The organism is Kitasatospora sp. NPDC023385, from assembly GCF_055664045.1.
On sequence record NZ_JBVOOL010000004.1, the window covers coordinates 272620 to 284486 of the forward strand.

Below are 11867 nucleotides of genomic sequence, written 5' to 3' on the forward strand. Positions count from 1 at the left end.
GCGTGGCACCGCCAGCCGGTTCGGGCCTCGGATGGAGGCTTTTCGGACCCGCCGATGGGAGAACGCTCTGATGAACCCCGTACGCCGCACGCTGGTTCCGGCACTCGGTGCCGCGCTGCTGGTGGCCGTCGCCGCCCCGTCCGCGAGCGCGGACTCCTTCCCGCCCGGTTTTCCGAACGGTATCCCGCCGAAGGTGGCGATACTGCGGAACGTGCACAGCGGCAAGTGTCTCGAGGTCGCGGACTGGAGTACCGACAACGGTGCTCCGGTCCGGCAGTGGGAGTGCCACGGCGGGGCCAGCCAGGTGTGGAACTTCGTCTCCGGGATTCCGGGCGCGTTCGTCAACGTGTACAGCGGCAAGTGCCTGGAGATCGCCGACTGGCGGCGGGACAACGGGGCACCCGCCCGCCAGTGGGACTGCACCCGCGGTGACAACCAGAAGTGGAGCTGGAGCCGCAACAGCCCGACCGAGGGATGGAAGATCTCCAACAACAACGGCCTGAAGGCGCTGGAGATCGGCGGCTGGAGCACCGACAACGGGGCCGCCGCGGACCAGTGGGAATTCCACGGCGGGGACAACCAGCGGTGGCAGGCCATCGAGCCCTGATCGAGAGGCCTGCCCCGCCGTGTCCTACGGCCGCCCCGCCACCAGTAGCGCCTCCGCGCCGGCCGGGCGGTAGCCCGCCGCCTGGAAGGCGCGGACGCTCGGGGCGTTGCCGGGGGCCTGTTGGGCCCAGACGGCGGCGCCCGCCGGCAGCAGGTGGCGGGCGGCGGTGGCTAGGGCGCGGCCGAGGCCGCGGCCCTGGGCGTGCGGGTGGACTTCGACGGCGCACTCCCAGCGGCCGGCCACGCCCCGGCCGAGGATCAGCACTCCGCCGTCCGCCGTGAACACCCGGACGTCCTCGCGGTGGCGCAGGGCCCGCACCACCCGCGGGTGTTCGCGGTCCTCGACCTCGGCCAGCGCCAGCGGCGGCTCGCCCGGGAGGCGGTCGGCGACCGACAGCAGGTCGATGTTGTTGACCACCCGCCCGGTGCGGTGTGCGAGGGCGGTCAGGAAGGGCGGGCAGAGCGGCGCGGACAGCGGGTCGCCGGGGTCGGCGGCGAGCGTCTCGTGCACCCAGGCCGGATCCTCGTCGGTGAAGACGAGCGCGTGCGCGGAGAAGGACACCACCCCGGCGTCGCGCGGCGACGGCTGCGGCACCACCGTCACCGACCCGTCCGGCGGAGGGAAGATCCCGCCCGCCGCGTCCGCCAGGATCTCCGCCAGCCCCCGCGCGCCCATGCGAGCCCCCATCCGGGGCCCTGTTCGGGCCCCCACCCGAGCCCCTGTTCCGGGCCCCCGCCTGTCGACGGCCGTCAGCCTACGCCGCTACCGGGTCACGTCACTTCCTGCGGGCCCGGCTCGGCTGGACCCGGGTGGGTTCGCCGGCCGCCTTGGGGTGGTCGGGCGGGTAGGGGAGTTCGCCGAGGCCTTCGTCGTGGAGCTGCTTCTCGTAGAGTTCGAGCAGGCCTTCCAGGCGGAACGCCTGGCCGTCCATCTCCGCGTTCGGGTCGCCGAGTTCGGCGAAGCGGGCGGGGACGGTGCGCAGGTCGAAGTTCTCCGGGGTGACGTCGTCGAGTTCGTCCCAGCGCAGCGGGGCGGAGGCGGTGGCGCGGGGGCGGGCGCGCAGGGAGTAGGCGGAGGCGATGGTGCGGTCTCGGGCCATCTGGTTGTAGTCGACGAAGATCCGCTCGCCGCGTTCCTCCTTCCACCAGGCGGTGGTGACCTGTCCGGGCATCCGCTGTTCCAGGACCCGGCCGAGGGCGATCACCGCGTGCCGCCCGTCGGTGAAGGTCCATTCGGGCACCAGCGGCACGTACACGTGCAGTCCGCGTCCGCCGGAGGACTTGGGCCAGCCGCGCAGGCCGTGCTCCTCGAGGAGGGCGCGTAGCTCGTGGGCGGCACGGACGGCGTCGTGGAAGTCGGTGCCGGGCTGCGGGTCGAGGTCGATGCGCAGTTCGTCGACGTGGTCGGTGTCGGAGCGGCGGACCGGCCAGGGGTGGAAGGTGAGGCAGCCCAGGTTGGCGGCCCACAGGACGGCGGCGGGTTCGGTGGGGCAGATCTCGTCGGCGGAGCGGCCGCTGGGGAAGTTGATCCGGGCGGTGGGCAGCCAGTCCGGCAGGCCTTTGGGGGCGCGCTTCTGGTAGAAGAACTCGCCGTCGACGCCGTCCGGGAAGCGTTGGAGGGTGGTCGGGCGGTCGCGCAGGCCGCGCAGCACCCCGTCGGCGACGGCCAGGTAGTACTGCGCGACGTCCAGCTTGGTGAAGCCGCGTTCGGGGTAGTACACCTTGTCCGGGTTCGACAGCCGGACGGTGCGCCCGGCGACTTCGAGTTCGACGGCTGAGCCCATGCCCTTCACGCTAGACGCGCCGGGCTCCGGCCGCGCCCCGAGCCGTGCGCCCCGCGCCTTGACCCGCGCCCCGCGCCCCGAGCCCCGCGAGCCCTGCGCCCCGCGCGCGGCCGGGGGCGAACCGGGCGAGGATCGGACGCATGGACCTGCCCGTGATGCCGCCGGTGGCGCCGATGCTCGCCAAGTCGGTGGCCAAGATCCCGCCCGGGATGCAGTACGAGGCGAAGTGGGACGGCTTCCGTTCCATCGTGTTCCGCGATGGGGACGAGATCGAGCTCGGCAGCCGGACCGGCAAGCCGCTGACCAGGTACTTCCCCGAGCTGGTCGAGGCATTGCGGCGCAATTTGCCGCCGCGTTGCGTGCTGGACGGCGAGGTGGTGATCGCCCGGGACGGCCGGCTGCGCTTCGAGGAGCTGCTCGAGCGGATCCATCCGGCCGCGAGCCGGGTGAGGCTGCTGGCCGAGCGGACCCCGGCCTCCTTCGTGGCCTTCGACCTGCTCGCCCTGGGTGACGACAGCCTGGTGGACGAGCCGCTGTCGGTGCGCCGCCCGGCGCTGGAGGCCGCCCTGGCGGGCGCCGTCGATCCGGTGTTCACCGCTCCCGCCTCCACCGATCTCGATGTGGCGCACACCTGGTTCGCCGAGTACGAGGGCGCCGGGCTGGACGGTGTGGTGGCCAAGCCGCTGGACCAGCCGTACCGGCCGGGGGAGCGGACCATGTGCAAGATCAAGCACGAGCGCACCGCCGACTGCGTGGTGGCCGGCTACCGCGAGCACAAGAGCGGCCCGGTGGTCGGCTCGCTGCTGCTCGGCATCAACGACGCGGCGGGGAGGCTGCAGCACGTCGGCGTCTGCGCGGCGTTCTCGATGGCCCGTCGCCGTGAACTGGCCGAGGAGCTGGCGCCGCTGCGGTTGGCCGACCTGTCCCGGCACCCGTGGGGCGCCTGGGCGGACGAGGCCGCGCACGCCGAGGGCCGGCTGCCCGGCGCGGTCAGCCGCTGGACCGGCGGCAAGGACCTGTCGTGGATCGCGCTGCGCCCCGAGCGGGTGGTCGAGGTCGCCTACGACCACATGGAGGGCACCCGCTTCCGGCACACCGCGCAGTTCCGCCGCTGGCGGCCGGACCGCACACCGGAGAGCTGCACCTACGAGCAGTTGGAGGAGCCGGTCTCGTACGATCTGCAGCGCGTGCTGGGCATCTGACGCAACACCCAGGGGCCCGACCCGGCGAACCGGGTCGGGCCCCTGGGTGTTTGCGGGGGCGGACGTCAAGCCCGCACGGTGGACGGCGAGTTGCCGGCCGGCACGGACGAGGAGTTGCCGGACGGCGAGTTGCCCGCGGAGGCGGATCCGGAGGCGGACCCAGAAGCCGAGCCCGAAGCCGAGCCGGACGCCGAACCCGAAGCCGAGCCCGAGCCCGGGGCCGACGGCGCGGCCGTCGCCGGCGGGATCGAGTAGACGTTCTTCGGCGAGACGATCTTGGTGATCTCGTTCGCGAACAGCGAGGACGGCTCCGAACCCTGGTACAGCGCATCGGTGTTGAGGAGCATCGTCAGCGTGCTCTGGGCGTCCGGCATGTACACCACCACGCTCTCGTAGCCCGGCATCGAGCCGTTGTGCCCGATCCACCCGTTGTTGTTGAACAGCCCGAAGCCGTAGGTGACGCCGGGATCCCCGGTCGGCAGGGTCTTCAGCCGTTCGGCCTGGGTGGCCGGCTTCAGCAGGGTGCCGGTGGCCACGGTCTTGGCCCAGCTCTCCAGGTCGGCGAGGGTGGTGATGACGGCCCCGGCCGTCCACGCCCAGGACGGGTTCCAGCTGGTGGCGTCGACGACGGAGCCGTCGGGCGTCTGGTTGGTGTAGCCGTGCGCGTGCGGGTCGGGGATGGCCGCGTCGACGGGGAAGCTCGTCTTGCCGAGCGAGGCGGGCGTGAACACCTGGTCCTTGAGGACCTCTCCGGCGGTCTGCCCGCCGACCTTCTCGATCAGCTTGCCCAGGATGATGTAGTTGCTGTTGTTGTACTGGAACTGCATGCCGGGCGGGGACACGGCGGGGTGCTTGTAGCCGTAGGCGAGCAGCTGGTCCGGGGTGAAGACGTGGTTGGGGTCGCCGATCAGCGTGTTCACGAAGTCCGGGTCGGAGCTGTACGGGAACAGGCCGCTGCGCATCTCGCCGAGCTGGCGGACGGTGATCCCGTCGCCGCCGGGGACTCCGTCCACGTACTTGGAGATCGGGTCGTCCAGGCCGACCTTGCCCTGGTCCACCAGCCGCAGCACGGCGGTCGCGGTGAAGGTCTTGGTCTCGCTGCCGATCCGCGAGTACAGCCCCGGGTCCATCGACGCCCCGGAGCTCTTGTCGGCGACGCCGAAGGACTTCTGGTAGGTGCCGCTGGGCGTGATGAGCCCGACCGAGATGCCGGGCACGGAGGCCTGGCTCATCACCCGTTGGATCGCGGCGTCCAGCCGGGAGGTGACGTCGGGGGTCAGCGGCACCACCGCGCCCGAGGAGCCGCTCGCCGAGGCGGTGGCGGACGGGCTGAGCGCGGCCGGTTCGGCGTTGACGCCCGCGCCGCCGGACTGCTGCGCGGGCGTGGAGTCGCCGGAGCAGCCCGCGGTGGCGAGCAGGCCGGTCAGGGCCAGGGCGGCGGCGGTCGCGCGACCGGCCGAGCGGGGGGCCGTCGGGCGGGGGGCGGCCGGGCGCGGCCGTCGGGTCTTGGTCATGGTGTCGAGAGCGCCTCTCTGGGGCGGACGGCCCCGTGGCGAAGGGCCCCGGAGCACTGCTCCACGGGGCCGTGGGGGGAGCGTCGCCACCGTAAGCACCGGGGCCGCCCGGCCGCGCGCGGATCGGCTCGCGGCTGATCCGAACGGGCCCGCTGTCAGCCGAGTGCCCCACCCGGCTGGCGGCAGCAGGTACCGTCAGCCGCCGTCAAGCCCCGTCAGGCACTGTCAACCGCGGTCTACCGCTGTCAAGTACCCCGGCAGGTCCGTCGGTTGGTGTCGGGGCAGCGGCCCCGCGCTCGGCCGGACGGGTGAGCCCCGGCACGCCGCGCCCGCCGCCGGCCGCTGCTCGGGCACGATCGTTTAGCCCAGCTGTGGCCACCCTTAAGAATTCCTCGATGGACCGCACCCCCTCTCACCAGGCAGATTGCTGCCTGCCCGGAGTGTGCCCGTCAGGTGCGGCCGATCCGGGCCCCGCGGCCTGCCCGACCCTCGAAGGCCGTCCCACCCGCACGTCAGGAGCCGTCGCCCGTGAAGGCACTCGTCAAGCAGAAGGCCGAGCCCGGCCTCTGGATGATCGACGTCCCGAAGCCCGAGATCGGCCCCGGCGAGGTGCTGATCAAGGTCCTGCGGACCGGCATCTGCGGCACCGACCTGCACATCCGCAAGTGGGACGGCTGGGCGCAGCAGACCATCAGGACCCCGCTCGTCCTCGGCCACGAGTTCGTCGGCGAGGTCGCCGAACTCGGCGCCGGCGTCACGGACATCGCGATCGGCGACCTGGTCAGCGGCGAGGGCCACCTGGTCTGCGGCAAGTGCCGCAACTGCCTGGCCGGCCGCCGCCACCTGTGCCGCAACACCGTCGGCCTGGGCGTCAACCGGGACGGCGCGTTCGCCGAGTACGTGGCGCTGCCCGCCTCCAACGTCTGGGTGCACCGGGTTCCGGTCGACCTGGACGTCGCCGCGATCTTCGACCCCTTCGGCAACGCCGTGCACACCGCGCTGTCCTTCCCGCTGGTCGGCGAGGACGTGCTGGTCACCGGCGCCGGCCCGATCGGCATCATGGCCGCCGCCGTCGCCAAGCACGCCGGCGCCCGCAACGTGATGATCACCGACGTGTCCCCGTACCGACTCGACCTGGCCCGCGAGGTCGGGGTGACGCTGGCGCTCAACGTCGCCGAGCACACCATCGAGGAGGGCCAGCAGAAGCTGGGCCTGCGTGAGGGCTTCGACGTCGGCCTGGAGATGTCCGGCCGGCCCGAGGCGATGCAGTCGATGATCGCCAACATGACCCACGGCGGGAAGATCGCCATGCTCGGCCTGCCCGCCGAGCAGTTCCCGGTGGACTGGGCCTCGGTCGTCACCTCGATGATCACCATCAAGGGCATCTACGGCCGCGAGATGTTCGAGACCTGGTACGCGATGTCCGTGCTGCTGGAGGGCGGCCTGGACCTCAGCCCGGTGATCACCGGCCGCTACCCCGCCGCCGACTTCGAGGCCGCCTTCGACGACGCCGCGAGCGGCAACTGCGGCAAGATCATCCTCGACTGGACCGCCTGAGCCACCCCGCCGACACAGAAGGAGCCTGTCGTGTTCGACAACGTGCGCGCCGACCTCGCCGCCACCCTCGACGAGATCCGTGAGGCCGGCCTGTTCAAGCCCGAGCGGGTGATCGGATCCCCGCAGAGCGCCGCGGTCACCGTCACCGGCGGCGGCAAGCCCGGCGAGGTGCTGAACTTCTGCGCCAACAACTACCTCGGCCTGGCCGACCACCCCGAGGTGCTGTCCGCCGCCAAGGACGCCCTCGACCGCTGGGGCTACGGCATGGCCTCGGTGCGCTTCATCTGCGGTACCCAGGACGTGCACAAGGAGCTGGAGGACCGCCTCTCGGCCTTCCTCGGCCAGGAGGACACGATCCTCTACTCCTCCTGCTTCGACGCCAACGGCGGAGTGTTCGAGACCCTGCTGGACGACCGCGACGCCGTCATCTCCGACGCGCTCAACCACGCCAGCATCATCGACGGCATCCGGCTCTGCAAGGCCCGCCGCCACCGCTACGCCAACCGCGACATGGCCGATCTGGAGAAGCAGCTCCAGGACGCCCAGGACGCCCGCCGCCGCCTGATCGTCACCGACGGCGTCTTCTCCATGGACGGCTACGTCGCCCCGCTGCGGGAGATCTGCGACCTGGCCGAGCGCTACGACGCCATGGTCATGGTGGACGACTCGCACGCCGTCGGCTTCGTCGGCGCGAACGGCCGCGGCACGCCCGAGCTGCACGGCGTGATGGACCGGGTGGACATCATCACCGGCACCCTGGGCAAGGCCCTCGGCGGCGCGTCCGGCGGCTACGTCGCCGCCCGCCGGGAGATCGTCGCCCTGCTGCGCCAGCGCTCCCGCCCGTACCTGTTCTCCAACTCGCTGGCCCCGGTGATCGCGGCCGCCTCGCTGAAGGTGCTCGACCTGGTCGAGCGGTCCAACGAGCTGCGCGAGCGGCTGGCGGCCAACACCGCGCTGTTCCGCAGCCGGATGACCGAGGCCGGGTTCGAGATCCTGCCCGGCGACCACGCGATCGCCCCGGTCATGATCGGCGACGCGGCCAAGGCCGGCCGGCTCGCCGAACTCCTCCTGGAGCGCGGCGTGTACGTGATCGGCTTCTCCTACCCGGTGGTCCCGCACGGACAGGCCCGGATCCGGGTGCAGCTGTCCGCGGCGCACTCCACCGAGGATGTCGAGCGCGCCGTCGCGGCCTTCGTGGACGCGCGCGCCGCACTGGGGGAGTAGCCCCCGTCGGGCCCGGCAGGGGCCCGCACAGACCGCCCGTGGGCCGGACCGCTCGGAACCGGACCGGCCCACGGGCTCACGACCGCCGTGCGGCGAAGGCGCGCATCGACGCGCCCGCGCCGCACGGCCACCAACCACCTGCCGCACCCTCCCGCCGCGGGGGCGGGACGCCGGCCCGGCCGGCGCCCCGCCCCCGTTCGCGGTTTCGCGGGTGCCCCCGGGATCGGATCAGTCGTCGTCCTGGCCTTGGCCCTGGTCGCCGTCTCCCTGATCGTCGCTGCCCTGGTCGTCGCCGTCGCGGTGACCGGTGGGCTTGGCGAAGACCTGGTAGCCGTCGCTCGCCGGGCCGCCCGTGCCGGCGGTCAGGTTGCCGCTGGTCGAGCCGAACACCACCGTGCGGCCGTGGGCGTCCACGAAGGGGTCGACCGAGGAGCCGTTGCCGAGCGAGCCGTCCGGCGCGGTGGAGACCCGCTCGGTGCGGCCGGTGCGCAGGTCCTGGCGGTAGACCTCCCAGCCCGGGTGCTGCGGGCCGGCCACCAGGTTGTCGGCGGCGGAGGAGAAGTAGAGCCAGCGGTTGTCGGCGGTGATCCGGCCGTGGCCCGAGGAGCCGACCGAAGTGGTGCCGGGCAGGCCGCCGCTGACCCTCGTCACGGTGCCCTTCCGCAGGTCCCGGACGTACAGCACGGTGTGGTACCGGTGGCCGCCGGTCGACCCGCCGGGCTCGGGCAGGGCGTAGACCGCGCGCCGCCCGTCCGGGCTGATCGTCGCGTCGAAGCTCGCGTAGCCGAGCTTGCCGTCGAGGTCGAGGCTCGCGGCGGAGATGCGGCCGGACTCGACGTCGTACGTGTAGTAGGCGCCGGTCGTCGGCCGGGCCAGGTTCGGCCGGGCCAGGTCGAGCTGCGCCAGGTTCGGCCGGGCGCTGCGGGGCAGGGCCGGGGCGGCGCCGGGGGCCTGTTCGACGTCGGCGGGGGCGGCCTCGGCGGCCGGGGCGGCGAGGGCGGGGGCCTGGTCGGCCGGCAGCAGGTTGCCGGCGAAGGAGGTGAAGCCGATGGTGCGGCCGTCCGCGCTGATCGTCGGGTTGAGGGACATGCCGTCGCCCGGCTTGCCGTCGACGCCGAGGGACACCAGGCGGGTCGTCCCGCTCCGGCGGTCGGTGACGTAGATGTTGTAGTCCCAGGTGTAGGGCCTGGCGAGCGACGGGTCGCCGCCCTGGAGGCCCGGGACGAGGTCGGTGCGGCTGGACACGAACGCCACGTAGCGGCCGTCGGCGCTGATCGAGGGGGCGTACGAGGCGTGGAACCGGTCGGTGTCCGTGCCGGTGAGCCCGCCGCTGATGAGCTCGGTGCGGCCGGTGCGGCGGTCGCGGAGGTACACGTCGTCCCGGCCCTGGACCTGCATGCCGGGTACCACGTTCGGGGCGTCGCTGTCGAAGGCGACGTAGCGGCCGTCGGCGTTGATCGCCGCGTAGTCGGTGAAGCCGTCCAGCGCCTCGCCGCCGGCGCTCAGGTCGACCCGCTCGGTGCGGCCGGTCCACAGGTCCCGGACGTAGGCGTCGCGGCCGCTCTTCGCGGGCTGGGACACCAGGTTGCCGGCCCACGAGGTGAACAGGGCGTAGCGGCCGTCCGCGCTGATCCCCCGGCTCCACGACTGGTTGTCCGGCACGGCGCCGTTCAGGCCGACGCTGACCTGCGTGGTGCCGCGCAGGACCGGTGCGGCCTGGGCGGGCGCCGCTGCGGCGGCGAGCACGGCGGCGGCCGCCAGGATGCTGCCGCCGCCCGCGAGCCACCGGCTGCGGGCGGTACGGGTGCTGGGTGTCATCGATGATCCTCCCCAGATCACGGTGCCGGGCCCCTCGGCCCCCGCGGCCCGGTTGGGCACGAGCCAAGCTCCGTACGGCCGGGCGGTCAACGAAGGGAAGCGATCTCGTCCGGAAATACGCCACGGGTGGTACCGCCGGCCGGGAGTCCGGTCCCGGCCGGTCCGCCGCCGGCCGGCCCAGCACCCCGGCCGGCCCGGTTCGCTCCGCCGCGCTGGCAGAATTGGTCTGTGATCGACGCACGACGGCTGCGGACCCTGCGGGCCGTGGCGGACCACCGCACCGTGACCGCCGCGGCGGCCGCCCTCTACCTGACCCCCTCCGCGGTCTCCCAGCAGCTGGCCGCCCTGGAGCAGGAGACCGGGCACCACCTGCTCGCCCGCGAGGGCCGGGGCGTGCGGCTGACGGCGGCCGGGGAGATCCTGCTCGGCCACGCCGATGTCGTGCTCGCCCAGTTGGAGCGCGCGGAGGCCGACCTGGCCGCGTACCGGGCGGGCGTCTCCGGGGAGGTCACCGTCGCCTCGTTCGCGACGGGTATCGCCTTCGTGCTCGCGCCCGCGATCGGCCTGCTCGCCGAGCACGCGCCGGGGGTGCGGCTGAAGGTGCTGGACGCCGAGGGTGACGCCAGCCTGCCGATGGTCCTGGAGGGCCGGGCCGATGTCGCGGTGGCCGTCGAGTACCGGGGCGCCCCGCGCGCGGACGACGCCCGGCTGACCCGGGTGCCGCTGTACGCCGAGCCCTTCGAGGCCGTCCTGCCGCTGGACCACCGGCTGGCGGCCGAGGCCGGTCCGCTCGCCGTGGCCGCGCTCGCCGACGAGCCGTGGATCGGGCCGTACCCGGGCAATCCCTGCCATGACGTGGTCCTGCTGGCCTGCGAGCACGCCGGGTTCCAGCCCCGGCTGGTGCACTCCTCGGACGACTTCCGCGCCGTCGTGGCCCTCGCCTCGGCGGGTGTCGGGGTCGCCCTGGTGCCGAGCTCGGCGCTGCGCGGCGTCGACCTGGGTAAGGTCGCGGTCCGCCCGGTCGACAGCGAGCTCGCCACCCGCCGGGTCTTCGCGGCCGTCCGGGCCGGGGCCGACGGGCATCCGCTGATCCGCCCGGTCCTCGACACCCTGGCCGAGGCGGCGGCCGCGAGCGCGTAGCGCTGCGGGGGCGCTGGGGGCCGCGGGGGCGTCCGGAAACGGTTCTGCGGCTGCTCGGCGTCCCGGGTCGGGCGGCCGCGCCGTGTGCTGTCGGCGTGGCGTCCCGGCCAGGGCGGCCGTGCAGCCGCTGGTCCGTGTGGGCGGTCGGGTGTCCGACCGCCGGGGTCACCCGTCCGTGAGGGTGATCAGGCGGACGGCGGGTGCGGAGACGACCTGTACCACCGTCGTGCCGGGCAGGCGCAGCTTGACGAAGCCGCCCTGGAAGGCCACCGACGCCCTGGGCACCGAGGAGACCACCCGGCCGTCGGCGTTCACCACCGTGTAGCCGTCGACCAGTTCGACGGCGGCCTCGGCCCAGTCCTCGTTCATGTGTCCCCCCGGTGTACGACCGTCCCTGCAAACGGTACCGATCGGTACCGCCTGCAGGACGGTACCGATCGGTACCGTTTGGCGTCAAGAGTGGTTAGGATCCGTCCCATGGCAGTCAACGCACGGGCGCGCCTGCTGAGCACGGCCGAGTCCCTCTTCTACGCGCACGGGATCCACGCGGTCGGTGTGGAGCGAATCCTCTCCGAGTCCGGTGTGGGCCGGGCCTCCTTCTACCGGCACTTCGCCGGCAAGGAGGCCCTGGTGACGGCCGTCCTGGAGGGCCGGGACGCGCGGTGGCGCGCCTGGCTCTCCGAACGGGTCGCGGCCCACGGCGGGCATCCGCTCCACGTCTTCGACGCGCTGGCCGAACGGTTCGCGGCGCAGGACTACCGGGGGTGCGTCGCCATCAACACGATGACCGAGATCACCGACCGCGCCAGCCCGGCCCGCGAGATGGCGGCCCTCCACAAGAGGCGCGTCGTCGAGCTGGTCGAACAGCTGCTGCGGGACGCGGACATCCCCGAACCCGGGCGCCTCGCGCGGCAGTTCGCCCTGCTGATGGACGGCGCCATCGTCACCGCCCTGCGCGAGGGCACCCCGGACGCAGCCTGGCGGGCCCGCGGCATCGCGCAGGCCCTGCTGGCCGCCTGAGC

Annotated in this window: 11 protein-coding genes; 6 read left to right on the plus strand and 5 right to left on the minus strand. The window is 73.5% G+C overall.

Going from position 1 to position 11867, the window contains the following annotated elements; genetic code table 11:
* Window positions 1–70: 70 nt before the first annotated feature.
* Window positions 71–607, plus strand: a complete 537-nt coding sequence (locus tag AC0B61_RS09115) for an RICIN domain-containing protein (protein ID WP_471739965.1) — start codon at window positions 71–73, stop codon at window positions 605–607.
* A 24-nt stretch (window positions 608–631) separates the two neighbouring features.
* On the opposite strand, the gene AC0B61_RS09120 is transcribed toward AC0B61_RS09115, so the two are convergent.
* Window positions 632–1282, minus strand: coding sequence for a GNAT family N-acetyltransferase (locus tag AC0B61_RS09120; protein WP_471739966.1), 651 nt, complete (start codon window positions 1280–1282; stop codon window positions 632–634).
* Window positions 1283–1382: 100 nt separating this feature from the next.
* Window positions 1383–2390, minus strand: coding sequence for a non-homologous end-joining DNA ligase (gene ligD, locus AC0B61_RS09125; RefSeq protein ID WP_471739967.1), 1008 nt, complete (start codon window positions 2388–2390; stop codon window positions 1383–1385).
* A gap of 140 nt (window positions 2391–2530) precedes the next feature.
* Between ligD and AC0B61_RS09130 the strand changes: the two genes are divergently transcribed.
* The gene (locus tag AC0B61_RS09130) at window positions 2531–3592 is read left to right on the plus strand and encodes an ATP-dependent DNA ligase (RefSeq protein ID WP_471739968.1); all 1062 of its coding nucleotides are present in this window, start codon (window positions 2531–2533) and stop codon (window positions 3590–3592) included.
* 65 nt (window positions 3593–3657) lie between these two features.
* Here the strand turns inward: AC0B61_RS09130 and AC0B61_RS09135 are convergent, their stop codons facing one another.
* Window positions 3658–5106 (minus strand): serine hydrolase domain-containing protein, encoded by a 1449-nt coding sequence (locus tag AC0B61_RS09135; RefSeq protein ID WP_471739969.1) that lies wholly within the window; start codon window positions 5104–5106, stop codon window positions 3658–3660.
* A gap of 528 nt (window positions 5107–5634) precedes the next feature.
* Between AC0B61_RS09135 and tdh the strand changes: the two genes are divergently transcribed.
* On the plus strand, window positions 5635–6663 hold the full coding sequence (tdh, locus tag AC0B61_RS09140; RefSeq protein ID WP_471739970.1) for an L-threonine 3-dehydrogenase: 1029 nt from the start codon (window positions 5635–5637) through the stop codon (window positions 6661–6663).
* A gap of 30 nt (window positions 6664–6693) precedes the next feature.
* Complete coding sequence (locus tag AC0B61_RS09145; protein ID WP_471739971.1) at window positions 6694–7887, plus strand: glycine C-acetyltransferase; 1194 nt, start codon at window positions 6694–6696, stop codon at window positions 7885–7887.
* A 228-nt stretch (window positions 7888–8115) separates the two neighbouring features.
* On the opposite strand, the gene AC0B61_RS09150 is transcribed toward AC0B61_RS09145, so the two are convergent.
* Entirely contained in the window at window positions 8116–9705 is a 1590-nt protein-coding gene (locus AC0B61_RS09150) for a TolB family protein (protein WP_471739972.1), read from the minus strand.
* Window positions 9706–9933: 228 nt separating this feature from the next.
* Between AC0B61_RS09150 and AC0B61_RS09155 the strand changes: the two genes are divergently transcribed.
* On the plus strand, window positions 9934–10845 hold the full coding sequence (locus AC0B61_RS09155; protein WP_471739973.1) for a LysR family transcriptional regulator: 912 nt from the start codon (window positions 9934–9936) through the stop codon (window positions 10843–10845).
* Between the two features lie 165 nt (window positions 10846–11010).
* On the opposite strand, the gene AC0B61_RS09160 is transcribed toward AC0B61_RS09155, so the two are convergent.
* Window positions 11011–11214, minus strand: a complete 204-nt coding sequence (locus tag AC0B61_RS09160) for a hypothetical protein (RefSeq protein WP_471739974.1) — start codon at window positions 11212–11214, stop codon at window positions 11011–11013.
* Between the two features lie 108 nt (window positions 11215–11322).
* On the opposite strand from AC0B61_RS09160, the gene AC0B61_RS09165 reads away from it, so the two are divergent.
* The gene (locus AC0B61_RS09165; RefSeq protein ID WP_471739975.1) at window positions 11323–11865 is read left to right on the plus strand and encodes a TetR/AcrR family transcriptional regulator; all 543 of its coding nucleotides are present in this window, start codon (window positions 11323–11325) and stop codon (window positions 11863–11865) included.
* Window positions 11866–11867: the final 2 nt, after the last annotated feature.